At 73.9% G+C, this 24,096-nt stretch carries 23 protein-coding genes; 3 read left to right on the top strand and 20 right to left on the bottom strand.

Features of this window, described 5'->3' with window-relative positions:
- Nucleotides 1-6 precede the first annotated feature (6 nt).
- The 5 genes from OCT49_RS21440 to tsaB form a co-directional block, all read right to left on the bottom strand.
- Nucleotides 7-375 (bottom strand): YciI family protein, encoded by a 369-nt coding sequence (locus OCT49_RS21440; protein ID WP_283853454.1) that lies wholly within the window; start codon nt 373-375, stop codon nt 7-9.
- Between the two features lie 259 nt (nt 376-634).
- Entirely contained in the window at nt 635-895 is a 261-nt protein-coding gene (locus OCT49_RS21435; RefSeq protein WP_283855889.1) for a hypothetical protein, read from the bottom strand.
- Nucleotides 896-915: 20 nt separating this feature from the next.
- Nucleotides 916-2,022: a tRNA (adenosine(37)-N6)-threonylcarbamoyltransferase complex transferase subunit TsaD gene (tsaD, locus tag OCT49_RS21430; protein ID WP_283853453.1), complete on the bottom strand. Its 1,107-nt coding sequence runs from the start codon at nt 2,020-2,022 to the stop codon at nt 916-918.
- Nucleotides 2,022-2,507 carry a ribosomal protein S18-alanine N-acetyltransferase gene (rimI, locus tag OCT49_RS21425; RefSeq protein ID WP_283855888.1) on the bottom strand — a complete coding sequence of 162 codons (486 nt, stop codon included), beginning with the start codon at nt 2,505-2,507 and terminating at the stop codon, nt 2,022-2,024. The genes tsaD and rimI overlap by 1 nt, the downstream gene beginning before the upstream one ends.
- Nucleotides 2,508-2,536: 29 nt before the next feature.
- Entirely contained in the window at nt 2,537-3,199 is a 663-nt protein-coding gene (gene tsaB, locus OCT49_RS21420; RefSeq protein WP_283853452.1) for a tRNA (adenosine(37)-N6)-threonylcarbamoyltransferase complex dimerization subunit type 1 TsaB, read from the bottom strand.
- A gap of 170 nt (nt 3,200-3,369) precedes the next feature.
- Between tsaB and OCT49_RS21415 the strand changes: the two genes are divergently transcribed.
- The gene (locus OCT49_RS21415; RefSeq protein ID WP_283853451.1) at nt 3,370-3,936 is read left to right on the top strand and encodes a hypothetical protein; all 567 of its coding nucleotides are present in this window, start codon (nt 3,370-3,372) and stop codon (nt 3,934-3,936) included.
- A gap of 126 nt (nt 3,937-4,062) precedes the next feature.
- On the opposite strand, the gene OCT49_RS21410 is transcribed toward OCT49_RS21415, so the two are convergent.
- The 11 genes from OCT49_RS21410 to lanA all read right to left on the bottom strand — a co-directional run bounded on the left by OCT49_RS21410 (nt 4,063) and on the right by lanA (nt 16,991).
- Nucleotides 4,063-4,254 carry a hypothetical protein gene (locus tag OCT49_RS21410; protein WP_283853450.1) on the bottom strand — a complete coding sequence of 64 codons (192 nt, stop codon included), beginning with the start codon at nt 4,252-4,254 and terminating at the stop codon, nt 4,063-4,065.
- 196 nt (nt 4,255-4,450) lie between these two features.
- Nucleotides 4,451-4,981, bottom strand: a complete 531-nt coding sequence (gene tsaE, locus OCT49_RS21405; protein ID WP_283853449.1) for a tRNA (adenosine(37)-N6)-threonylcarbamoyltransferase complex ATPase subunit type 1 TsaE — start codon at nt 4,979-4,981, stop codon at nt 4,451-4,453.
- A 176-nt stretch (nt 4,982-5,157) separates the two neighbouring features.
- The gene (locus OCT49_RS21400; protein ID WP_283853448.1) at nt 5,158-6,369 is read right to left on the bottom strand and encodes an alpha/beta fold hydrolase; all 1,212 of its coding nucleotides are present in this window, start codon (nt 6,367-6,369) and stop codon (nt 5,158-5,160) included.
- Between the two features lie 108 nt (nt 6,370-6,477).
- Nucleotides 6,478-7,632, bottom strand: a complete 1,155-nt coding sequence (gene alr, locus OCT49_RS21395; RefSeq protein ID WP_283853447.1) for an alanine racemase — start codon at nt 7,630-7,632, stop codon at nt 6,478-6,480.
- Between the two features lie 106 nt (nt 7,633-7,738).
- Nucleotides 7,739-8,125 (bottom strand): DUF488 domain-containing protein, encoded by a 387-nt coding sequence (locus OCT49_RS21390; RefSeq protein WP_283853446.1) that lies wholly within the window; start codon nt 8,123-8,125, stop codon nt 7,739-7,741.
- A gap of 60 nt (nt 8,126-8,185) precedes the next feature.
- Entirely contained in the window at nt 8,186-9,712 is a 1,527-nt protein-coding gene (locus OCT49_RS21385; RefSeq protein ID WP_283853445.1) for an NAD(P)H-hydrate dehydratase, read from the bottom strand.
- A 4-nt stretch (nt 9,713-9,716) separates the two neighbouring features.
- Nucleotides 9,717-10,085 carry a holo-ACP synthase gene (locus OCT49_RS21380; protein ID WP_283853444.1) on the bottom strand — a complete coding sequence of 123 codons (369 nt, stop codon included), beginning with the start codon at nt 10,083-10,085 and terminating at the stop codon, nt 9,717-9,719.
- A gap of 20 nt (nt 10,086-10,105) precedes the next feature.
- Nucleotides 10,106-11,953 carry a glutamine--fructose-6-phosphate transaminase (isomerizing) gene (gene glmS / locus OCT49_RS21375; RefSeq protein ID WP_283853443.1) on the bottom strand — a complete coding sequence of 616 codons (1,848 nt, stop codon included), beginning with the start codon at nt 11,951-11,953 and terminating at the stop codon, nt 10,106-10,108.
- A 163-nt stretch (nt 11,954-12,116) separates the two neighbouring features.
- Complete coding sequence (locus tag OCT49_RS21370) at nt 12,117-13,517, bottom strand: lanthionine synthetase C family protein (protein WP_283853442.1); 1,401 nt, start codon at nt 13,515-13,517, stop codon at nt 12,117-12,119.
- Nucleotides 13,514-16,609 carry a lantibiotic dehydratase gene (locus tag OCT49_RS21365; protein ID WP_283855887.1) on the bottom strand — a complete coding sequence of 1,032 codons (3,096 nt, stop codon included), beginning with the start codon at nt 16,607-16,609 and terminating at the stop codon, nt 13,514-13,516. The genes OCT49_RS21370 and OCT49_RS21365 overlap by 4 nt, the downstream gene beginning before the upstream one ends.
- Before the next feature lie 223 nt (nt 16,610-16,832).
- Nucleotides 16,833-16,991, bottom strand: a complete 159-nt coding sequence (gene lanA, locus OCT49_RS21360; protein ID WP_283853441.1) for an SCO0268 family class II lanthipeptide — start codon at nt 16,989-16,991, stop codon at nt 16,833-16,835.
- Nucleotides 16,992-17,466: 475 nt separating this feature from the next.
- Here lanA and coaA point away from each other — a divergent pair, with 475 nt between their 5' ends.
- On the top strand, nt 17,467-18,462 hold the full coding sequence (coaA, locus tag OCT49_RS21355) for a type I pantothenate kinase (protein WP_283853440.1): 996 nt from the start codon (nt 17,467-17,469) through the stop codon (nt 18,460-18,462).
- Nucleotides 18,463-18,634: 172 nt separating this feature from the next.
- Here the strand turns inward: coaA and glmM are convergent, their stop codons facing one another.
- The 4 genes from glmM to OCT49_RS21335 form a co-directional block, all read right to left on the bottom strand.
- Entirely contained in the window at nt 18,635-19,993 is a 1,359-nt protein-coding gene (glmM, locus tag OCT49_RS21350) for a phosphoglucosamine mutase (RefSeq protein WP_283853439.1), read from the bottom strand.
- 231 nt (nt 19,994-20,224) lie between these two features.
- A complete protein-coding gene (gene rpsI, locus OCT49_RS21345) occupies nt 20,225-20,752 on the bottom strand; it encodes a 30S ribosomal protein S9 (RefSeq protein WP_072486701.1) in 528 nt (175 codons plus the stop codon).
- A gap of 44 nt (nt 20,753-20,796) precedes the next feature.
- Complete coding sequence (gene rplM / locus OCT49_RS21340; protein ID WP_283853438.1) at nt 20,797-21,240, bottom strand: 50S ribosomal protein L13; 444 nt, start codon at nt 21,238-21,240, stop codon at nt 20,797-20,799.
- A gap of 290 nt (nt 21,241-21,530) precedes the next feature.
- Nucleotides 21,531-23,159 carry an ABC-F family ATP-binding cassette domain-containing protein gene (locus OCT49_RS21335; RefSeq protein WP_283853437.1) on the bottom strand — a complete coding sequence of 543 codons (1,629 nt, stop codon included), beginning with the start codon at nt 23,157-23,159 and terminating at the stop codon, nt 21,531-21,533.
- Between the two features lie 81 nt (nt 23,160-23,240).
- On the opposite strand from OCT49_RS21335, the gene OCT49_RS21330 reads away from it, so the two are divergent.
- On the top strand, nt 23,241-24,095 hold the full coding sequence (locus OCT49_RS21330) for a hypothetical protein (RefSeq protein ID WP_283853436.1): 855 nt from the start codon (nt 23,241-23,243) through the stop codon (nt 24,093-24,095).
- Nucleotide 24,096: the final 1 nt, after the last annotated feature.

The following is a 24,096-nucleotide window of genomic DNA, read 5'->3' as shown; positions in this document are numbered from 1 at the left end:
GAGCCCTCAGACCTGCGGGGTGGCCTCGTCGATCTGGCGCACCTCGGAGGTGACGGTCCAGTTCTCCGGGTGGACCCGCAGGAACCGCTCGGTCCACTCCAGGGCCTCGGCCTTGTCCCTGGTCTGGAGGATGGCGTAGCCGCCGACGACCTCCTTGGTCTCGGTGAAGGGCCCGTCGGTGCAGCTGATCCTCCCGCCGGACCAGGTGACGCGGGTGCCCTCGGAGGTCGGGGTGAGGCCGGCCGTCTCCAGCATGACGCCGGCCCCGGTGATCTCCTCGAACAGGGCGCCCATGCGCTTCTCGAAATCGGGGTCCGGGGCCTCAGCGGGCAGGTTCTGCTCGTCGATGCGGATCAGGGTCATGAAGCGGGGCATGGTGACTCCTCGGTCGGGGGACGGGGGCTCTCCCCGCCTCTCACCCTTGCGTCGAACGGGAACCGGCCGGATCGACAGCGCCCGGAAAATTCTTCCGAGAATTTTCCGGGCGGGCCATCGGGGCGATCGCGGAGGCGGTTTCCGGGCCGGTGGCCGCCGGGACGCCCCGTGCGCCTGAGGACCCCGAGGGCCCGGAGCACCCCATCCGGCCGGGACCGCGCCGGACCGGCGGCCCACGGACCGGGCCCGGCCGGGCGGCTCAGTCGGCGGACTCGGCGGACTCCAGCGACTCGAACCGCCAGCGGTGCACCGGGCGGGTGATCAACTCCGCGTCCGGCTCCGGGAGTTCGGGCAGCTCGTCGCCGTACTCGGCCGCCCACCAGGTGATGACCAGGACCCGGTCCTGCGGGGCGCGCAGCAGTTCGCGGCGCAACGGCTCGCGGGCCAGTTCGCCCGCGCGGGCCCGCGCCCACTCCAGCAGTTCGGGGCCCCGGCCGGTGGTGGCGCGGGCCTCCCACATCAGGGCGACGGTCGTACGGTTCACGAGTAGAGGTTGTCCTTGCTGATCTCGTGCACGTGGTCGTGGTCGTGGGTGTGCGCGTGGGCGCCCGGCACGTGGGCGTCGGTGACCGGCAGCGAGGAGTCCGCGGACAGTTCCAGGTCCGAGGCCGGCCGGTTCCGGGCCACCATCTCCGCGCCCAGCGCCGCGACCATCGCGCCGTTGTCCGTGCACAGTCCGGGCCGCGGCACCCGCAGCCGGATGCCGGCCCGCTCGCACCGTTCCTCGGCCAGCGCCCGCAGCCGCGAGTTGGCCGCGACGCCGCCGCCGATCATCAGGTGGTCGACCCCCTCGTCCTTGCAGGCGCGCACGGCCTTGCGGGTGAGGACGTCCACCACGGCCTCCTGGAAGGACGCCGCCACGTCCCGTACCGGCACCTCCTCGCCCGCCGCGCGCTTGGCCTCGATCCAGCGGGCCACGGAGGTCTTCAGGCCCGAGAAGGAGAAGTCGTAGGCGGGGTCGCGCGAACCGGTCAGGCCGCGCGGGAACGCGATCGCCGCCGGGTCGCCCTCCTTCGCCAGCCGGTCGATGACCGGGCCGCCGGGGAAGCCCAGGTCCAGCACCCGGGCGATCTTGTCGAACGCCTCGCCCGCCGCGTCGTCGATGGTCGCGCCGAGCGGTCGCACGTCCGCGGTGATGTCCGGCGCGAGCAGCAGCGAGGAGTGGCCGCCGCTGACCAGCAGCGCCATCGTCGGTTCGGGCAGCGGGCCGTGCTCCAGCTGGTCCACGCAGATGTGCGAGGCGAGGTGGTTCACCCCGTAGAGCGGCTTGTTCAGCGCGTACGCGTACGCCTTCGCCGCCGACACGCCGACGAGCAGCGCGCCCGCGAGTCCGGGGCCCGCGGTGACGGAGATGCCGTCGAGGTCACGGGCACCGACCCCGGCCTCCTTCAGGGCGCGCTCGATGGTCGGGACCATCGCCTCCAGGTGCGCGCGGGAGGCGATCTCCGGGACGACGCCGCCGAAGCGGGCGTGCGTGTCCACGCTGGACGCGACGGCGTCGGCCAGCAGCGTGGTGCCCCGGACGATGCCGACGCCGGTCTCGTCGCAGGAGGTCTCGATGCCGAGTACGAGCGGTTCGTCAGCCATCAGTCAGTCTCTGTTCCCTGTGCGTGCTCTTGCACGTGCTCTTGTACGTGGTGGCGCATGACGAGCGCGTCGACGTTGCCGGGCTGGTAGTAGCCGCGGCGGAAGCCGATCGGTTCGAAGCCGAAGCGTTCGTACAGCTTCTGCGCCCGGGTGTTGTCGACGCGGACCTCCAGGAGCACCTCGGCGCACTCGAAGGCGGTGGCGTGCCTCAGCAGGTCGGTGAGGAGTTCCGCGCCGAGGCCGCCGCCCCAGTGGTCGCGGGTGACCCCGATCGTCTGCACGTCGGCGAGGTCGCCGGCCGCGGCGAGTCCCGCGTACCCGACGATCCGGCCGGTGGCGCGGTCCTCGGCGACGACGTAGCGGCGGGTGGCCCGCGGGCCCCGGGAGTGCGCCAGCTCCGACCAGAACATCCCGGCCGACCAGGCGTCGTCCGGGAACAGCTCCTGTTCGAGCTCCAGCACCGGGTCGATGTCCCACCAGCGCATCTCGCGCAGCACGGCGGCGGTCGTGGTCGTCACTGCGGGGTGACCACCTTGTAGTTCTTCGGGACCTGGGCATCGGGCCTGCGCAGGTAGAGCGGGCTCGGCGGCAGCAGTTCTACGCCCTCGGCGAGGCGCTCGGCGGCGAGCGCGGCGAGCGCTCCGGCGCTGACGTGCTCCGGTCCCCGGGCATCCGGGAACGCCTCCGGGTACAGCACCGCGCCCGCGCCGACGACGGGGAGCCCCGCCAGCTGCTCGGCGATGTCGGCGGGCCGGTCCACGGCGGGCCCGGCGACCCGGGTGCGGGCGTCCTCGTACCGCGCCCAGTAGACCTCCTTGCGGCGGGCGTCCGTCGCGACGGCGAACGGGCCCTCCAGTCCGGCCCGGCCCGCGGCGTACGCGAGGCCGTCCAGGGTGCACAGCCCGTGCACGGGGACGGAGAGGGCCGAGCCGAAGGTCGCGGCCGTGACCAGGCCGACCCGCAGCCCGGTGTAGGGGCCGGGGCCGACGCCCACGACCACGTCCGTCACCGCGTCGAGTTTCAGGCCGGCCTCGGCCAGGACCCGGTCGACGGCGGGCAGCAGCAGCTCCCCGTGCCTTCGGGCGTCGACCTGACCGGACTCGGCGACGACGGAGGTCCCGTCGTGCAGGGCGACGGTGACGGCGGGGGTTGCGGTATCCACGGCGAGCAAGAGCACGCAAACAGCCTACGGCTCCGCCGACCGGTGCACGGCGCCCCGTACGGCGTCCCGGTCCCACCGGCCCCGGCTGCTACCGTCACCGTGCACACACGCGGGTACGACGTAAACGCTAAACGCTTGTACGACAAACGTTTGTACGGCATAGGGAAGCGAAAGGGGCGCGCACGGTGTCCAGAGGCAGCTCGGGAATCGTGGCCGGGCTCACCGCGGCCGCGCTCGTCGCGGTCGGCGTCCTGGCCTACCAGGCCTCGGCGAACGCCCCCGACGACCTCGCGGCACCCGGGCCGAAGGCGTCCGTTTCCGCGTCCGCCTCCGAGCACGCCGAGCCGAAGGAGAAGAAGCCGCGGCCGGCCGCGCTCCCCGCGGACTCCGGCACCGGGCAGCGGGTCGTGTACGCGCTGGCCGACCGGCGGGTGTGGATCGTGGACGCGTCCGGGAAGGCGACCCGGACTTTCGAGGTCACGCCCAGCGCGCTGAACCCGCTGCCCGGCACCTACCGGGTGAGCACGCGCTCGGGGCCGCCGACCAAGGGCTCGGACGGCGTGATGATCGAGCACGTGGTGCGGTTCGCGGTGGTGGAGGGCATCTCCGTGGGGTTCAGCGCGGCGGTGGACGGCTCGATGGAGAGCCCGGACCCGACGCTGAAGACGGGCGGCGTGCGGATGTCCCGGGACGACGGCGACGCCATGTGGGAGTTCGCGAGGGTGGGCACGAAGGTGGTCGTCGTCCGCTAGCCGTCGACCGCCGGCCGTCGTCCGCCGAGGGCTGTCCGTCCCGCGATCCGCCCTGCGGAATCCGGTCGGTCCGGTCCGGCCCCGGGAGGAGACCCCGGGGCCGTTTCGTCGGATCGGGGCGCCCGGTCAGCTCGCCCGGCGTTCGGGGACGGCCTCGGGGGCGGTCTCGGGGCGGGGCACGGCGGTGACGGGAGTGACGGAGGCGGCGGCCGCCGGGGTGGGCGGCGTGGAGACCGCCGTGGCCGCGGCACAGGCCGCCAGCAGGTCTCTCATCGAGGTCGGGGGCGGCGGCACTTCGCGGTCGGCGAACGTCGTCATGGATGCCTCCTGGGGCTCCGGCGGAAGGCGTGGTTAGGCAGGCCTAACCCGCTCTCGTCATCCATGTGACCACGCCCGCACCGCCCCGCGCAACAATTTGCCGACAGACTGTCGGAAAGGGTGACGTGCCGCGGCCGGGTTCCCGCCTCCGGGGCCGCCCGGCGTCCGGGGCCGCTCAGAACCCGCGCGGCGCCGCTCAGAACTCGCGCAGCCCCGCCCAGCGCGCGCCGACGCCGACCAGCGTCACCTCGCGCCGCTCGTCGTCCGTGTCGCCGACCGCGCGGTCGATCACCACGTGGAGCCGGTCGTCCGACAGCTCCTCGACCTTGCCCTCACCCCACTCCACGACCACCACCGATTCCGGCAGCGACACGTCGAGGTCCAGGTCCTCCATCTCGTCGAGCCCGCCGCCCAGGCGGTACGCGTCGACGTGGACCAGCGCCGGGCCGCCGGTCAGCGACGGGTGGACGCGGGCGATCACGAAGGTGGGGGAGGTGACCGCGCCGCGCACCCCGAGGCCCTCGCCGAGCCCCCGGGTCAGCGTCGTCTTCCCGGCGCCGAGCTCGCCGGTGAGCATCACGAGGTCGCCGGGGCGCAGGAGCCCGGCGATCCGGCGCCCCAGGGCCTGCATCTGTTCGGGGGACTCGACGGGGAGGCTCACGGTGACGCCGTCCGGCGCGGCGTTCCGGACGGCCTCGGCCGCCGGGCTGTTGTGCGGTGCTTCCATGCCCGCCAACGTTAGAGGATCTGACGGGGGCGGCGCGGTGCGCGGAACGGGCGCTCCCGGAGCCGTCGCCTCCTCGGCCCCACCGCCTCCCCGTCGGCCCGTCACTTCGCCGGCACCGTTTACTTCACTTTCGGCCCCACCACTTCCCCGCCGGCCCCGTCACTTCGCCAGCAGCGTTACTTCGCCTTCGGCACCGCGCCGATCCGGGCCAGCAGGTCCGCCAGCCGGTCCGTGACCGTCTCCGGGTGCTCCAGCATCACCAGGTGCCCGGCGTCCGGCACGATCACCAGCTCCGCGTCCGGGAGCAGGTCCGCGATGGCCTCGCTGTGCGAGGAGGGCGTCACCAGGTCCTTGTCGCCCGCCAGGATCAGCACCGGGACGTCCAGGAAGGCGGGCAGCGCGGCGCTCTTGTCGTGCTCGGTGAAGGCCGGGTAGAACTCGGCGACCACGTCGATCGGGGTGGACTCGATGAGCCGCTCGGCGAACCGCTCGACCGACGGGTCGACGTCCCGCGAACCGAACGAGTACCGCTTGATCAGCCCCGCGAAGAGGTCGGCCGTCGCCCGCCTGCCCCGCTCCACCAGTTCGGCCTGGGAGCCGAGCGCCCTGAGCACCCCGGGCAGCACCCGCCGCACCGCGTTCACGCCCGCGACCGGCAGCCCGAAGCTGACCTCCCCCAGCTTCCCGCTCGACGTGCCGACGAACGCGACGGCGGCGACCCGGTCCCGGACGAGTGCGGGGTACTGCTCGGCCAGCGCCATCATCGTCATGCCGCCCATCGAGTGCCCGACGAGCACCAGCCGCCCCTCCGGGGCCGCCGCCTCGATCACGGCCATCAGATCGCGGCCGAGCCGGTCGATGCCGACCGGCTCCCCCTGCGCCTGGGACCGGCCCCGCTCGGAGCGGCCGTGGCTGCGCTGGTCCCAGTGGACGGTGCGGACCAGGCCGCGCAGCGCCGCCCGCTGGAAGTGCCAGGAGTCCTGGCTGAGGCAGTAGCCGTGGCTGAAGATCACGGTGACGGGCGCGGGGGCCTTGCGGCCGAAGAGCCTGCGGCGGCGCGTTCCGGCGCCCGTGGCGTCGTCCTCGGCCGGGGCGGCCGCCGCGCCGCCGTCCGGTTCGACCTCGTCGACCTCGTAGTACAGCTCGGTGCCGTCGTCGGCCGTGGCCCGGCCCGGCATCCCGCGCAGCGAGCCGTACGGGCCCGTGGCGTCCAGCGTGAGCCTGGCCCTGCGGCGCATGCCCCGGCCGACGGTGAGCCGTTCGACCGCGACCCCGGCCGCCGCGCCCGCCGCGAGCACGCCTATGGCCGCTCCGGCGATGCCCGCCCGGCGCCAGCCGGCCGCCGTGGCGGCCGTCGTCACCGCGTCCCCCGCACCGATCTCGCTCACCGTGCCGCGCTCCTCGTCGGTCGTGTCCGTCAGGTCGGGACCGGCCCGTTCCGGCCGTGAAACGGATCGTGCCCGGTCAATCGTGCCCGGTCAGGTGTGCACGTTCGGTCAGGACTCGGCGGGGGTCGCGTTCAGGTGCACGCGCGGCACGCGGGTGCCGATCCGGGTCACGATCTCGTACGCGATGGTGTCGGCGGCCCGCGCCCAGTCCTCGGCGGTGGGCTCGCCCCGGTCCCCGGGGCCGAAGAGCACCGCCTCGCTGCCCACCCCGACTTCGTCCCCGCCCAGGTCGACGACGAACTGGTCCATGGCGACCCGGCCCGCGATCCGCCGGGTGACGCCGCCGACGAGGACCGGGGCGCGGCCGGAGGCGTGCCGCGGGATGCCGTCCGCGTAGCCGACCGGCACCAGGCCCAGGGTGGTCTCGGCGGTGGTGGTGTAGTGGTGGCCGTAGCTGATCCCGTGACCGGCCGGCACCCGCTTGACCAGGGCGATCGAGGCGGCGAGCGTCATGACGGGGCGCAGCCCGAAGTCGGCCGGGGTGCCCAGCTCGGGGCTGGGCGAGATGCCGTACATCGCGATCCCGGTCCGCACCAGGTCGAAGTGCGCCTCGGGGAGCGTCAGCGTCGCCGGGGAGTTGGCCATGTGGCGCACCTCGGGGTCGACGCCCTCCTTCTCCGCGTACGCCGTCATGTCCCGGAACGCGGTCAGCTGGGCGGCGATGGAGGGGTGGCCGGGCTCGTCGGCGCAGGCGAAGTGGGACCACAGGCCGGTGATCCGGAGGGTGCCCGCGGCCTCGGCGGCGCGGGCGGCGGCGACCAGTTCCGGCCAGTCGGCGGGCTGGCAGCCGTTGCGTCCGAGGCCGGTGTCGGCCTTGAGCTGTACCCGGGCCGGCGCGCCCGCCTCCGTCGCCGCGGCAACGACCTCGCGCAGGGCCCACATCCCGCTCACCGACACGTCGATGCCGGCCTCGATCGCCTCGCGCCAGGGGCCGCCCGGGGTCCACAGCCAGCACATCACCCGGCCGCCGAGCCCGGCGGCCCGCAGGGCGAGCGCCTCCTGCGGCGTGGCGGTGCCCAGCCAGGTCGCCCCGGCCTCCAGCGCGGCGCGGGCGCAGGGCACCGCCCCGTGCCCGTAGGCGTCGGACTTGACGACGGCCATGAGCTGCGCGCCCGCCGCCCGTGCGCGCAGTTCGCGCACATTGGCACGCAATGCGGCGAGGTCGATCTCGGCACGGGCTCTCAAGGACGCTGTCTCGTTCATCGCGCCCAGTCTCTCAGAGGCGTACGGCGGGCCACCGGGGCGGCGGGCCGGGTGCCCGCTCGTGCCGGGGCCTCCCGCGCGCGGGCGCAGGGGGCGCGAGGACGCCTCAGTGGCGGCGCAGTTCGTGCTCCAGGTGGTCGACGATGACCGGGACATGACTGTGCGGTACGTCCTTGACCGCTGTGACCAGGGTCACCGGGCCGCCCTCCCGGACCAGTTCGACCAGTTCCCGGACGGCCGCCGCGTGGACGGGGTCGGCCAGTTCGGCGCGGTAGCGGTCGACGAACTCGTCGTAGCGGGTGGCGGTGCGGTCCTCGTGGTACCAGTCGCGGAGCTCATCGGACGGGGTGATGTCCTTGAGCCACTTGTCGATCGCCGCCTTCTCCCTGGACTCGCCGCGCGGCCAGAGCCGGTCGACCAGGACGCGGGTGCCGTCCCCGTCCTCCTTCGGCTCGTACACCCGGCGTACGCGCACCTCGTCGCTGCTGCCCACGGTCGGTCCTCCTGTCGGCGTCCTTCGGTCCGGTCGGTGTCCGCCTGCGCCCAGGATCGCTCAGGCCCGGACGTCCCGCCACGCCGCCGGGATCGCCTCCGCGACGTCCTGCGCGGCGACGGGGCCGCCGTCGGCGGCGAGCCGGGCGGCCAGTCCGTGCAGATGGGCGCCGACCGACGCGGCGTCGTGCGGGGCCAGGCCCCCGGCCAGCAGGGAGCCGATCAGGCCGGAGAGGACGTCGCCGCTGCCGGCCGTGGCCAGCCAGGCGGTACCGGTCGGATTGACCCGTACCGGGGCGTCCCCGGGGCCGGTGGCGACCAGCGTCGTGGAGCCCTTGAGCAGGACCGTGGCGCGGTGGCGGGCGGCCAGTTCGCGCACCGCGGCGAGCCGCCCCGCCTCGACCTCCTCGCGCGCCACGCCCAGCAGTGCGGCGGCCTCCCCGGCGTGCGGGGTGAGGACGGTCGGCGCGGTGCGGGCGCGCACGGCGGCGGCGTCGAGCAGCCGCAGCCCGTCCGCGTCGACGAGCACCGGAACCTCGGTGGCCAGTACGTCGTCCACCGCCCCGGCGGCCTCCGCGCCGTCGCCGAGGCCGGGCCCCACGACCCACGCCTGGACCCGGCCCGCCTTCGACGGCGGCCCCGGGTGCACCAGCGTCTCCGGGTGGCGCGCGATCACCGCGTCGGCGCCCGGACCGACGTACCGCACGGCCCCCGCGCCGCCGCGCAGCGCCCCGGAGACGGCCAGCACCGCCGCCCCGGGGTAGCGGGCGGAACCGGCGACGACGCCGACGACCCCGCGCCGGTACTTGTCGCTCCCGCCGCCGGGCACCGGCAGCAGCGCGGCGACGTCCGCGTACTGGAGCGCCTCCAGGTCGGGCACCGCGGGCAGCTCCGGCCCGAGCCCGATGTCCACGAGGCGCAGCGCGCCCGCGAGTCCGGCGGCGGGGTCGACGAGCAGGCCCGGCTTGTACGTGCCGAAGGTGACGGTGGCGTCGGCGCGCACCGCGTCGCCGAGCACCTCGCCGGTGTCGGCCTCGACCCCGCTGGGCAGGTCCACGGCGAGCAGGGGCGCGCCGGTCGCCGCGAAGGCCCGTACGAGCGCGGCGGCCCCCGGGCGCAGCCCGCCGCGTCCGCCGATGCCGGTGATGCCGTCCACGACGAGGTCGACGTGCCCGCCCCAGGCGCCCGCCACCGCGTCGTCCTCCGTTGCGGCCTGGGTACCTTCCGCCGCGTCCGCCGGGCCGTTCCCCGGTCCGTCCGCCGGGCCGTCCACCACCCGGCCGCCGGCCGCGAGCAGCGCGGCGAGTCCGCCCGCGTGGGCGCGGCCCGGCGCGGTGAGCACGGCGCGCACGCCCGCGCCCCGGCGGGCCAGCCGGGCGCCCGCGTACAGCGCGTCGCCCCCGTTGTCGCCGCTGCCCACCAGGAGGACGATCCGGGCCCCGTACACCCGCCCGCGCCTCCGCAGCACCTCGGCGCAGGCCGCCGCGAGCCCGGCGGCGGCGCGTTGCATCAGGGCGCCCTCGGGGAGACGGGCCATCAGGGCCCGCTCGGCGGCCCGTACGGTCTCGACGCTGTACGCGGTACGCATGTGCTCAACCCTCCGCGATCACCACGGCCGACGCCACTCCCGCGTCGTGGCTGAGCGAGACGTGCCAGTGCCGCACGCCCAGCTCGTCCGCGCGGGCGGCGACCGTGCCGCACACCCGCAGCCGGGGCCGGCCGCTGTCCTCGACGTACACCTCGGCGTCCGTCCAGAGCAGCCCGCCCGGCGCGCCGAGCGCCTTCGCCAGGGCCTCCTTCGCGGCGAACCGGGCGGCGAGCGAGGCGATGCCCCGCCGGTCACCACTGGGCAGCAGCAACTCGCTCTCGACGAAGAGCCGTTCGGCCATCTGCGGTGTGCGCCGCAGCGCCGCGTCGAACCGTTCGATCTCGGCCACGTCGATCCCGACCCCGATGATCACGGGCGTCCCCTCATCCCTCGCTACTCCACGGTCACGGACTTCGCCAGATTGCGCGGCTGGTCCACGTCGTTGCCGCGGGCCCGGGCCAGTTCGCAGGCGAAGACCTGCAGCGGCACGGTGGACACCAGCGGCTGAAGCAGCGTAGGCGCAACGGGAATCCGGATCAGGTGGTCGGCGTACGGGACGACCGCCTCGTCGCCCTCCTCGGCGATGACGACGGTGCGGGCGCCGCGGGCCCGGATCTCCTGGATGTTCGACACGATCTTGTCGTGCAGCACCGACCGGCCGCGCGGCGAGGGCACCACCACGACGACCGGCAGCCCGGCCTCGACGAGCGCGATCGGCCCGTGCTTGAGCTCGCCCGCGGCGAAGCCCTCGGCGTGCATGTACGCCAGTTCCTTGAGCTTCAACGCGCCTTCCAGGGCCACCGGGTAGCCGACGTGACGGCCCAGGAAGAGCACCGTGTCGTGGGTGGCGAGGGAGCGGGCGAGTTCGCGCACCGGCCCCATGGTCCCCAGGACCCGTTCGACCGCCCCGGGGAACTCGGAGAGCTGGCGGACGACGGTGCGGATCTCGTCGCCCCACTTCGTGCCGCGGACCTGTCCGAGGTACAGGGCGACGAGGTAGCAGGCGACCAGCTGGGTGAGGAAGGCCTTGGTGGAGGCGACGGCGACCTCGGGCCCGGCGTGCGTGTAGAGCACGGCGTCGGACTCGCGGGGGATCGTGGAGCCGTTGGTGTTGCAGATGGCCAGGACCTTCGCGCCCTGTTCGCGGGCGTGCCGCACGGCCATCAGGGTGTCCATCGTCTCGCCGGACTGGGAGATCGCGACGACCAGGGTGCGGGGGTCGAGGATCGGGTCGCGGTAGCGGAACTCGCTGGCCAGCTCGGTCTCGCAGGGGACGCGGGCCCAGTGCTCGATGGCGTACTTGGCGATCATCCCGGCGTGGAACGCCGTGCCGCAGGCGACGACCACGACCTTGTCGACCTCCCGCAGCTCGTGCGGCGGGATGCGCACCTCGTCGAGGCGGAGCGAGCCCTCGCCGTCGGTCCTCCCGAGCAGTGTGTCGGCGACGGCCCGGGGCTGTTCGGCGATCTCCTTGAGCATGAAGGAGTCGTGGCCGCCCTTCTCGGCGGCGGAGACGTCCCAGTCCACGTGGTACTTGCGGACCTCGGCGGGGCGCCCGTCGAAGTCGGTGACGGTGACGCCCTCCCGGCGCAGCTCCACCACCTGGTCCTGGCCCAGTTCGATCGCGGAGCGGGTGTGTGCGATGAACGCGGCCACGTCGGAGGCCAGGAACGCCTCGTCCTCCCCCACCCCCACCACGAGCGGCGAGTTGCGCCGGGCCCCGACGACCACCTCGGGCGCGTCGGCGTGCACGGCCACGAGGGTGAACGCGCCCTCCAGCCGGCGGCAGACCTGCCGCATCGCCTCCGCCGGGTCCGCGCAGGAGGAGAACGCCTCGGCCAGCAGGTGGGCGACGACCTCGGTGTCGGTCTCGGAGGCCAGGTCGTGGCCGCGGTCGGCGAGTTCGGCGCGCAGGACGGCGAAGTTCTCGATGATCCCGTTGTGCACGACGGCGACGCGTCCCGCGTTGTCCAGGTGCGGGTGGGCGTTGGCGTCGGTGGGCGCGCCGTGGGTGGCCCATCGGGTGTGCCCGATCCCCGTGCTCCCGGCCGGGAGCGGCGCCTCGACCAGCGCCTTCTCCAGATTGACGAGTTTTCCGGCCCGCTTCGTCGCGGCCAGGCCGCCGTCCGCGAGGACGGCGATGCCCGCCGAGTCGTAGCCCCGGTATTCGAGGCGCTTGAGACCCGCCACGACGACGTCCTGCGCCGACTGCCCACCGACGTAACCGACGATTCCGCACATACCGTTCCCTTCTTGCCCATCAGTGGCCGAACCCCCTCTTCTCCGCATCGTCGCAGAAGGCGAACGGGGCGGCAGGGGGGAACGGCGGCGCGGGGGCCGGGGCGTCGGGGCGGGGCGTCGGGGCGGGGCGTCCGGTGCGGCGGGCCGGTCCGGGGTCGGTGCCTCAGGACAGCAGCAGCGGCATGTCCCAGTCCGAGGGCGTGCCCCCGACGGAGTACGAGTCCAGGGCCAGGGCCACGCCCGCCGCCCCGTCGAGGTACCCGGAGACGTCCGTCCCGAACGGCACCTTCGTCATGGTGAAGCGGTGGCCGAAGGGCAGCTCCGGATCGAAGTCCCCGACCAGCCGGGCCGCGATCCGGTCGCGCAGCTCCTCGATCCGTTCGTCGCCGATGTGCTCGTTCAGCCGGCCGAGCTGGTGCAGGGCGCCCGCCCAGCCGTGGCACAGGGCGTGGTCGTTGATGCCCCACCGCTCCATGGGCAGGGCCAGCAGCCGGGCCACGGACTCCTTCGCCGTACCGGTCCAGTCCGTGCGGTCCAGCGCCACGCCCGCCAGCTGGAGCCCGCGGGAGACCCCGGGGGCGCCGTAGCACCAGGAGGGCCATCCGGCGGGCGCGGCGAAGGCCCCGGGCCCGGCCCGCCATTCGTCCAGGCTCAGGTGCGGGGGCCAGAACACCCCGTGCTCGTCGCGCACCGCCCACCGCGTGAGCAGCCCGGCGGCCGACTCGATGGCCTCCTGCTGGCCCGGCACGCGGACCCCTTGGCGCCAGGCGGCCGACAGCAGGGCCAGCGGCCCCGCGACGCCGTGCGACAGCCCGAGGTTGAGGTGTCCGTCGGGCAGCCGGTGCTCCGCGCCGATCCGGGGCGCGTCCAGGGCCCACCACCGCGGCACCTTGTGGCCCCGGTGCTCCACCTCGCCCTGCGCGAGGCGGACCAGATAGGCCAGTACGGTCTCCAGCTCCTCGCCGCAGCTCCCGGCGCGGGCCAGCAGGTAGCGGCCCACGCCCGTCATGCCGCGCACCAGTTCGTAGTGGCCGATGGTGGGCAGCGGGGAGTTCCGCGGGACGGCGGGCAGCGCGGTGCGCACCAGTTCGCGCTGGTACCCGTCCAGGCGCTGGAGCGCGGAGACGTAGCCGCCCGTGGCCCGGTGGGCGAGCAGTACGGCGAAGGCGAGGGCGCCGGGCCCCTTGAAGATGCCGCTCGGGGCGGTGTCCCCGGTGCCTGCGGCCCGGGTGGCGACCGCGAGGTAGGCGTGCGCGCGGGCGGTGCGGTCGGTGCCAGGGCGGGCCGCGCCGCTGAAGGCGATGGCCAGGCCGGGGCTGCCGCTGCCGAGGGTCATCTCGGCCCAGATCCCCTCGCCCTCGCCGTCGTCGGACGCCTCGGCCGGAATCCGGGTCGCGGCCATGGTGGCGGCGGGGTCGGCCAGCTTGTCGAGGATCAGCTCCGAGACCTGCCCGGCGCGCTCGCGCAGGCCGGTGACGGCCGGCTCGGTGGCCGGTGCGGTGGCCGGTGCGGTGGCGGGCGGTGCGGCGACGGGCGACCCGGTGCCGGGCTGCGGTGCGGTCATCGGGCCCTCCTGGCGGACGACCGGGCCTCGTGGTCCCGGCGGGCGACATGGGTACGGGCGGCCCCGCGCAGCACCGCGTAGCCGCGGGCCTCCGCCGCCGCGTCGATGCCGAACAGCCGGTTGTGCCGCATGTGCAGCAGCGAGAGCACCGCCTCGTCGCGGTCGGCCTCGTCGGCGGCGAGCACCAGCTTCCCGTAGGCCCGCGCCTCGGGGGCGTCGGCCCACAGTTCGGCGAGCGCCGGGACGCCGAGCCCGGCGGCGACGGTGCGGGCGGTGTCGCCGGGCACGTCCCCCGGGCGGACCAGCCGGTCGGCCAGGGCCCGGTGGCGCTGGTAGGCCTCGTGGTCGGGGCCCTTGGTGAACATGTGGTCCGCCCAGGCGCACCAGTCCCAGTCGCCCAGCGAGTCCAGCAGCACCGCGTGGCCGGCGGCGGCCAGCACCTCGGGAGGCACGGCCGCCGCCCCGGCCCGCCGGGCCCGCAGCTGGAGCAGCGCGGACCGGCTGTCGGTCAGGAAGAGTTCCTCGACGGCCTCCTGCGCGGCGGGGCCGAGGTAGCGGTCGGTCTCCGGGCGGTACACGTCCAGCGTCATCGTCCGCGCCGCGCCGGACCCGGTCAGCCGGCGCACGTGCCGGGCGACGGCGGGCAGGACCCGGTCCCGCAGGACGGCCGGGTCGCCGTGCAGCCGGATCCGCAGATGCGGGTCGGGGTCGCGGTAGCGGATGAAGAACCAGCGGTCGAGGTCCTCCTCGACCTCGGCCAGCAGGGCGGGGAGGTCCTCGGCGAGGAGGTCGTCGTGGGTGGCCTGTTCGGCGTACAGCTTGACGGTCAGCCAGTCCTCGCCGGGCAGATGGACCGCGGTGGGCGCGAGCCTGATGCCGGACCTGGCGAGCGGCGCCGGCGCGTCCGGGGAAGCGGCCGGCGGGGCGTGCGGAGCGCGGACCAGCGGGACGACGATCTCGGTGCTGTGCCCGGAGTTCCAGCCGAGCCCGGTGCCGTCCGCGGTGAGGTCCTCGTACAGCTGGAACCGGGGTTCCTTCGCGGTCAGTTCGGCGCGCAGCAGCCCCTGGTCCCACGGGTCGCGCAGGTCGACCGGGAACATCTGGTCGTTGCGGGCGATCTGGACGCGGTCCGGCACCCGGCCCCGGCGGCGCCAGTCGCGCAGGCCCGCCGCCCACACGGCCGCGTCCGGCGACCGGGCGGCGTCCCGCAGCCGGCGGTCCGCGAGCCAGCGGCGCGGCGCGGTCAGCACCCGTCCGTACCGGACGCTCGGCAGGTACGGGAGGATGTCGAGCCCCGCCCAGTCCCAGCCGGACCAGACCCGGGGCCGGGCCGCCGCGAGGTCGCAGAGGAAGCGGGCGACGGGCGGTGCCTGGGTGTCGAGGGCCAGCATGTGCGGGAGGACGGGGACGACCTGACGGCCGGTCGGGGCGTGCAGCAGCCGCAGCCCGTTCTCGCCCGCCGCGACCAGGAGGGTGCGCCAGTCCAGGCAGTGCGGGTCGCCGCGGTCGTCGGCGACGCCGATGGGGATGCGGTACGGCAGCAGCGGCGGCACCTGCACGATGTTCAGCGAGCGCGGGTCGCTCGGCGCGACGTCGACCTGGGCGACGAGGACGTCCTCGTCGCCGGGGCCGGTCGCGGGGCCCGCCACCAGCCGGGCGAGGTCGTCGGTGAGCCCGGTGAGGGCGGCGAAGCGGCCGGCGGTCGCCCCGGCGGTCCAGGAGCCGATGTGCGGGCTGCCCAGGAGCAGGAAGTCGCCGCGGTCGAGGGCCTCCCGGCTGTCCGCGAGGATCTGGAAGCAGAGTTCGAGGGTGCGCGGCGGGCGGCTCACCGGGAGGTGCCCGGCGGCCTCGGCCAGCCGCGCCACGTCGGCGTCGGTGAGCTCGATGTCACCGCCGTCGAGGATCGCCTGCTGGGTGAGTTCGGCGATCGCGGCGCGGCGGGGGCGGTCGGGGTCGTCGCCGGAACCGGAACCGGTGCGGGGGCGGTCGGGCGCGAGGGCGCCGTACTCGGGCGGCAGGCCGAGGCCGCGGTGCGGGTCGACGAGGTCGGCGAGCGGGACGGCGCAGGCGGTCCCGTACCGCTCGATGAACCGGTCGCGGTACTCCCGCATGTGGTCGAGGGTGGTCCACTGCGGGGTCATCGCCCAGATCGCGGCGGCGTAGCGACGGATCTCCTCCCCGACCGCCTCGGGCAGCACGATGTCGGCGGGCATCCGCAGGTCCACGTGGACGGGGGGCCGTCCGCCGTCGTCGGCCGCCGCCCCGTCGCCGTCCATGGCCCGGACGGCGGTGAGCAGGGCGCGCCAGGAGTCCCGTCCCTCCCCGGGCGGGTGCGCCTCGTGGGCGGTGGCGGCGGCGCGGACCGCCCGCAGTCCCTCGGCGGCGCCCGGCACGGCCCCGTCCACGGCGGCCTCGACGCGGTCGAGGAGGGCGGCGTCGATGCGGTGCGGGGTGAGCGCGGTGAGCAGGAAGCCGTGCTGGACGAGGCCGGCGAGCAGGCCGTCGATGCGGTCCGCGGCGACGGCGGGGAAGCGGGCGTCCAGCTCGTCCAGGAGGGCGGCGTACGGTACGGGCCGCCCGGCGGCCTCGCGGACCGCGGCGACGAGGGCGTTGTCCCGTACCGAGACCTCGCGTCCGCCGGTGTGCAGGGTGAGCCGTCCGTCCCGCCGTACGCACAGGTCGTTCAGGACGACGTCGGTCCGGCGGCGGACCGCGGGGACGGCGAGCCAGTCGAGCACCCGGCGGTGCAGCCAGCCGCCGTCGAGGCGGACCGCCACCTGGCCGGGGCCGGTGAGCCGGGCCCCGGCGGCGGGTCCGAACACGGCCCTGCCGACGCCCGCGAACAGGCCGAAGGGGGTGGGGCGGCCACCGGCCCGGCGCGCGTAGCGGGTGAGGGTCCGGGCGGCGCTGAGGGTGCGCTTCGGGCCGAGGGCGGCGGCGCCCTCGTCGGTGTCCAGCCTCCGGAGGCCGAGCGCGAGGCTTCCGCTGGCGACCTCGACGGCCTGGCGGAGCAGCGGGTCGGCGGCCAGCAGGCGGAGTCCGGGGACCGGGTCCGCGGCGTCGACCCGGGGTTCGTCGCGGTCGCGCGGCATGCTCGCGATCCGTACGAGCACGGGCTCGCGGACCTCGAAGAGGTCCAGGTCCAGGTCTGATCGCACGTCGGTCGTCCCCCAGGGTGCGGTGGTACGGGAGGGCGGGGCGGGCTCGGCCCGCCCCGCCCGTTCCGCTCAGGGCCTCTCGTTCGGATCGTGCCGGGCCCGTCCCGGACGGAAGACCTCTGGTCGGGTCACACCGGCCGGACGCCCTGCCGACGCGTCAGACGCAGCAGACGGGACAGCGGGTGCCGATCGCGTAGCTGCTCGGAGAGGTGTAGGTACCGCCGCCGATCTCCTGCGTCTGGTCGGGGGCCTCTGCGATGCGGAGGTCCAGGTCCAGGTCGGTGGCGTCGTTGGTGAGAATCATTTCGGTGCGCATGTGTCCCCCAGAGGGTCATCGAAGCGAACAAATGATTGATCTACCAGGGCGCCCGTTCGGCGCCCGCCTTCACACCCTTCACTGCCGCACCATTGCGCGGGGAGCCCGTTTCCGGCCAACCGGGGGAAGCCGCGCATCGCCCCTCCGGGCACCGGAAAAACGGCCCGCCCGGGCCCCGGGACCAGGAGCTTTCCCCACCTCCCGGGCAGCGGGCGCACCGCCCCGGGAGCACGGGCCGGCCGCACGCCTCCCATCGACATTCGGCCGCCCCAACGACATCTCGCGCATTCGGCGAGTTCTCGCTCTTGCGCCGTCCGCTCCGGCGCCCGGTGCCGACGGGAACCGGTGGGGGCCACCGACGGATTCGGGAATTCCGCCGCGGCCCGCACCGCCGGCCCGGCGGTGCGGGCCGTCCCGTGCCCCACGTGACCGAGCCCACCCCCCGCTCCGTTCGAACTCCCGCGACAATGAACCCGTGATCACTTCGCCGCCACGGAGCACCCACCGACGCGCCGAGCCCGCGGCGACGCCGTACGTCGATCTGTCCCGCGCCGAATGGAGCGCCCTGCGGGACAAGACCCCGCTGCCGCTGAGCGCCGACGAGGTCGAGCGGCTGCGCGGCCTCGGGGACGTCATCGACCTCGACGAGGTACGGGACGTCTACCTGCCGCTCTCCCGTCTCCTCAACCTCTACGTCCAGGCCACCTCGGGCCTGCGCGGCGCGCTGAACACCTTCCTCGGGGACGCCGGGAACGGCCACGGCGAGCAGCGCGGCACCCCGTTCGTCATAGGCGTCGCGGGCAGCGTCGCGGTCGGCAAGTCCACCACCGCGCGCATCCTCCAGGCGCTGCTGGCCCGCTGGCCCGAGCACCCGCGCGTCGAGCTGGTGACCACCGACGGCTTCCTGCTGCCGATGAAGGAGCTGCGGGCCCGCGGCCTGATGTCCCGCAAGGGCTTCCCCGAGTCGTACGACCGGCGGGCCCTGACCCGTTTCGTCGCCGACATCAAGGCCGGCAAGGACGAGGTGACGGCGCCCGTCTACTCGCACCTGATCTACGACATCGTCCCGGACGAACGCCTCAGCGTGCGCCGCCCCGACATCCTGATCGTCGAGGGGCTCAACGTCCTCCAGCCCGCGATGCCCGGCAAGGACGGCCGGACCAGGGTCGGCCTCGCCGACTACTTCGACTTCAGCGTGTACGTGGACGCGCGCACCGAGGACATCGAGACCTGGTACCTCAACCGCTTCCGCAAGCTGCGCGACACCGCGTTCCAGGACCCGTCCTCGTACTTCCGCAAGTACACCCAGGTCTCCGAGGAGGAGGCCATGGAGTACGCGGCGACGATGTGGCGGACCATCAACAAGCCGAATCTGGTGGAGAACGTCGCCCCCACCCGGGGCCGCGCCACCCTGGTGCTGCGCAAGGGCGCGGACCACAAGGTCCAGCGGCTGTCCCTGCGCAAGCTCTGACCGCCCCGCGCACGCCGCCCGCCCCGCGCACGCCGCCCGCCCCGCGCACGCCGCCCGCCCCGGGAGCGCGCCCGCGCCCCCACCTGCGACCTGGTCCTGCTGGGCGGAAAAGGCCGCCCCGTGGCCCCCGGCGGCCGGGGATCACGGGGCGGCCCGGTCCGTGCGGCGGCGGTCAGCCGAGCGCGGACTTCACCACGTCGGCCAGCCGCTCGGCGACGGCCCGCGCCTGCTCGATGTCGGCCGCCTCGACCATGACCCGCACCAGCGGCTCGGTACCCGACTGGCGCAGCAGCACGCGTCCGGTGGAGCCCAGCTCGCGCTCGGCCTCGGCGACGGCCTGGGCGATCTCCGGGGAGGTGCCGACCCGGGACTTGTCCACGTCGGGGACGTTGATCAGCAGCTGCGGCAGCCGCTGCATGACCCCGGCCAGGTCGGCGAGCGTACGGCCGGTGGCGGCGACCCGGGCCGCCAGCAGCAGGCCGGTCAGGGTGCCGTCGCCGGTCGTGGCGTGGTCCAGGACGATGACGTGGCCGGACTGCTCGCCGCCCAGCGCGTAGCCCTCGGCCTTCATCGACTCCAGCACGTAGCGGTCGCCGACGGCGGTCTGGACGAGCTGGATGCCCTCCCGCTCCATCGCGATCTTGAAGCCGAGGTTGGACATGACCGTGCCGACCACGGTGTCCTTGCGCAACTGCCCGGCCTCGCGCATGGCGAGGGCCAGGACGGAGAGGATCTGGTCGCCGTCGACCTCCTCGCCGGAGGCGTCCACCGCCAGGCAGCGGTCGGCGTCGCCGTCGTGCGCGATGCCGAAGTCGGCACCGTGCTCGACGACGGCGGCCTTCAGCGGCTCCAGATGGGTGGAACCGCAGCCGTCGTTGATGTTCAGGCCGGTCGGGTCGGCACCGATCGTGATCACCTCGGCGCCGGCCCTCGCGAAGGCCTCCGGCGAGACGCGGGCGGCGGCCCCGTGCGCCTCGTCGAGCACCACCTTCAGCCCGTCGAGCCGGTTCGGCAGGACCGCGACGAGGTGGGCCACGTAACGGTCGAAGCCCTCCGTGTACTCGGTGACGCGTCCCACCCCGGCACCGGTCGGGCGCTCCCACGGCTCACCGGTGCGGTGCTGCTCGTAGAGCGACTCGATCCGGTCCTCCAGCTCGTCGGAGAGCTTGTGACCGCCGCGGGCGATGAACTTGACCCCGTTGTCCGGCATGGAGTTGTGGCTCGCCGAGAGCATCACGCCGAGGTCGGCCCCCAGCGCGCCGGTGAGGTACGCCACCGCGGGGGTGGGCAGCACGCCGACGCGCAGGACGTCCACGCCCGCGCTGGCGAGACCGGCCACGACCGCGGCCTCCAGGAACTCCCCGGAGGCGCGTGGGTCACGGCCCACCACGGCCGTCGGCCGGGCCCCGTCGGCGGTGCTCCCTTCGGTGAGCACGTGCGCCGCGGCCACCGAGAGGCCGAGCGCCAGCTCGGCCGTCAGATCCGCATTGGCGACACCGCGCACGCCGTCCGTACCGAAGAGTCGTCCCACTGGTGTCCTCCGAAGATGCTCCGAAACCGCAAACCAAACCGACCAAAGCAATGCAACACAACGACACAATGCGCACAACACCGCGCATCGAACGCCGAGCAACACAACGTCACGCAATCAAGACTATGAATGTCTTATGCCGTTATACGCCCGGAGGTGTCGATAAACGAACGCCCCGGCAGCACGAGGAGTGCCGCCGGGGCGGGCGTGTAAAGCAGACGAGCAGGCGGTTTAGCGCTTGCTGTACTGCGGGGCCTTACGGGCCTTCTTGAGACCGGCCTTCTTGCGCTCGACCGCACGGTCGTCGCGGGAGAGGAAGCCGGCCTTCTTCAGCGTGGGACGGTTGTTGTCCACGTCGGCCTCGTTCAGCGCACGGGCCACACCGAGGCGCAGGGCACCGGCCTGACCCGAGACGCCGCCACCCGAGATGCGGGCGATGACGTCGTAGCGGTTGTCGAGCTCGAGCACCTTGAAGGGCTCGTTGACTTCCTGCTGGTGCACCTTGTTGGGGAAGTAGTCCTCAAGGGTGCGACCGTTGATCTTCCACTTGCCGGTGCCCGGAACGATCCGGACGCGGGCGATGGCGTTCTTCCGACGGCCAAGGCCGGCGGCGGGCTGCGGGTCGCCGAAGCGGGAGGCCAGCGACTCGCTGGTGTACTCGCCCTCGACGGGAACCTCGGACTCGAAGGTGGTGACCTCGGCGAAGACCTCTTCGCCCTCGGTGCCCTCGACGGGGTTCTCAACAGTGGTCTCGGCCACGATTCTCCTCAGATCTTTCTTTTGGTCTTAGGGGGAGGCCGGAACTACTGCGCGACCTGGGTGATCTCGAACGGGACCGGCTGCTGAGCAGCGTGCGGGTGCTGGTCGCCCGCGTAGACCTTGAGCTTCGAGAGCATCTGGCGGCCCAGGCTGTTCTTGGGGATCATGCCCTTGATGGCCTTCTCGACGGCCTTCTCGGGGCTCTTGGCGAGCAGCTCGTCGTAACGGACGGAGCGCAGACCACCCGGGAACCCGGAGTGGCGGTACGCCATCTTCTGGGTCTTCTTGTTGCCGGACAGGTGAACCTTGTCGGCGTTGATGATGATGACGAAGTCGCCCATGTCCATGTGGGGGGCGTAGATCGGCTTGTGCTTACCGCGGAGAAGGTTCGCAGCCGTGGTGGCCAGACGACCCAGGACGACGTCCTGAGCGTCGATGATGTGCCACTGGCGAGTGACATCGCCGGGCTTGGGGCTGTACGTACGCACTTCGTAGCCTTCGCTTCTTCAGTGGATGGGGTCCATACACACGACACCTCTGAAGCGATCATGCAGCTGGGGCACACAATGCCGGGAACACGCCCGTATGCGAGCCACTGGTAACTGCTCCAGAGAACTTGCGCAAGGGCTCTTCGCGTGAGAACACGCAGCCCATACGCATAACAGCAGTCGACATTACCCGCCCCGCCCCGGACGGGTCAAAACGCGTCGGCCGGGGCGGCACCGGGGGCCGGCCGCCTCCACCCCCGGCACCCCGGCCCCAGCGCTCCCCCGGAGCCCTACCGCGCCCGCTCCACCCGGCGCTCGTCCCACACCGGCTCCCGCGTCTCGCGCACCACCCCGTCGGAACCGAAGACCAGATAGCGGTCGAAGGACTTCGCGAACCAGCGGTCGTGCGTGACCGCCAGCACCGTCCCCTCGTACGCCTCCAGCCCGTCCTGAAGCGCCTCGGCCGACTCCAGGTCGAGGTTGTCCGTGGGCTCGTCGAGCAGCAGCGCGGTCGTGCCGGCCAGCTCCAGGAGCAGGATCTGGAAACGGGCCTGCTGGCCGCCGGACAGCTTCTCGAAGGGCTGGTCGCCCTGGCGCTCCAGCTCGTAGCGGCGCAGCACCGACATCGCGCCGCCGCGGTCCCTGGCGTGCTCGGTCCACAGGATCTCGACGAGCGTGTGCCCCAGCAGCTCCGGGTGGGCGTGGGTCTGCGCGAAGTGTCCGGGCACGACCCGCGCCCCGAGCTTCCACTGACCCGTGTGCGCCACCTGCTCGCCCGCCAGGAGGCGTAGGAAGTGCGACTTGCCGGAGCCGTTCGAACCGAGGACGGCGACCCGTTCCCCGTAGAAGACCTCCAGGTCGAACGGCTTCATCAGCCCGGTCAGCTCAAGCTTCTCGCAGGTCACCGCCCGCACCCCGGTCCGGCCGCCGCGCAGCCGCATCCTGATGTCCTGCTCGCGCGGCGGCTCCGGCGGCGGACCGGCGTCCTCGAACTTCTTGAAGCGGGTCTGCATCGCCCGGTAGCGGGACGCCATGTCGGGGCTGTTCGCCGCCTGCTGCCGGAGCCGGAGGACCAGCGCCTTCAGCCGGGCGTGCTCCTCCTCCCAGCGCCGCAGCAGCTCCTCGAACCGGGCGAACCGGTCCTTGCGCGCCTGGTGGTACGTGTCGAAGCCGGCGCCGTGCACCCATACGTCGCTGCCCGCCGGGCTGGGCTCCACACTGATGATCTTCTCGGCGGCGCGGGCCAGCAGCTCGCGGTCGTGGGAGACGAACAGGACCGTCTTGCGGGTCTCCTTCAGCCGCTCCTCCAGCCACCGCTTGCCGGGCACGTCGAGGTAGTTGTCCGGCTCGTCGAGCAGCAGCACCTCGTCGGGCCCGCGCAGCAGCGCCTCCAGCACCAGCCGCTTCTGCTCCCCGCCGGACAGGGTGCGCACCTCGCGCCACTGCGCCTTCTCGTACGGGACGCCGAGCGCGGCCGTGGTGCACATGTCCCAGACGGTCTCGGCCTCGTAGCCGCGGGCCTCCGCCCAGTCGCTCAGGGCCTGCGCGTACTTCATCTGCGCGGCCTCGTCGTCGACGGTGAGGATCAGCTCCTCGGCCCGGTCGACCGCCAGGGCCGCCTCCCGGATGCGGGGCTGGGACACCGAGACGAGCAGGTCCCGGACCGTGCGCCCGTCCCGCACCGAGCCCACGAACTGCGGCATCACCCCGAGCCCGCCGCTCACCGAGACGGTGCCGCCGTGCGGCTGGATCTCCCCGGAGAGCAGCCGCAGCAGGGTCGTCTTCCCGGCGCCGTTGGCCCCCACGAGGGCGGCCACCGCCCCGTCCGCCACCCTGAACGAGGCATCACCGAGCAGTACCCGCCCGTCCGGTAGGTAGTACTCAAGGTGGCCCGCTTCGAGATGTCCCATGCACAGCATTGTCACGGTCCGCGAAGCCCCGCCCAACCGGTTTACGTTCCGCTCGCCGCCGGGACCGGGGGGCACATTAGGATTCGCCGCATGAGCTTTGGGCATGGGGGGCCCTCCTGGGGGCCCGGGGACGCACAGACCCCTGACTGGGCGGCGCTGGCCGACGCCTCCGCCGCACGCAACCGGCGCAAGAAGTGGCTGCTGATCGGCGGGGGGGTGCTCGCCACCGCGGCGGTCGGCGCGATCGTGGCCACGGCGGTCATCTCCACCGACAAGAACAACCGCTCCGCCGGATCGGGCAAGCACGCGAGCGAACTGCCCGCGCCGTCCGAGCTGCCGAACGAGACCGCCGAGCCCGAACCGTCCTTCTCCTCGGTGGCACCGCCGCCCCCGCCGAACCCGAAGGACTACATATCCAGCGGGAAGAAGGACCGGGCGCCGATCACCGCCGACGCCTTCTTCCCCGGCAAGAAACTGACGATGGGCGACCGCGTCTACGTCAAGGGCGCGACCCAGCAGACCAAGAACTGCGCCGCCACCACCAAGGGCGCGCTCGGCTCGATCCTCGTGAACAACGGCTGCCAGCAGGTGATCCGGGCGACGTACAGCAAGGACGGCGTCGCCGCCACCATCGGCGTCGCGGTCTTCGAGACGGAGGCCCGGGCCAAGAAGGCGGCCCAGCAGGCGTCCGGCAGCATCGCCACCCTGAGCGGCGCGGGAGTGCCCTCCTTCTGCCCCGCCGGCTCCGTCTGCCGCCGCACCGCCAACTCCTACGGCCGTTACGCCTACTTCGCCATCAGCGGGTTCACCAACGGCAAGAGCGTCACCACCGCCGACAAGAACGTCTACACCACCGGCAACGACCTGACGAACTTCACGTTCCGTCAGATCCACCACCGCGGCGAGCTCCAGGCCTCGGCGGCGGCGACCGCGGCCACCGGCTGAC

This window comes from Streptomyces sp. ML-6 (assembly GCF_030116705.1).
Classification (GTDB): domain Bacteria; phylum Actinomycetota; class Actinomycetes; order Streptomycetales; family Streptomycetaceae; genus Streptomyces.
Note: the sequence above shows the minus strand (reverse complement) of the source record. Positions and strands in the feature narration are given on the sequence as shown.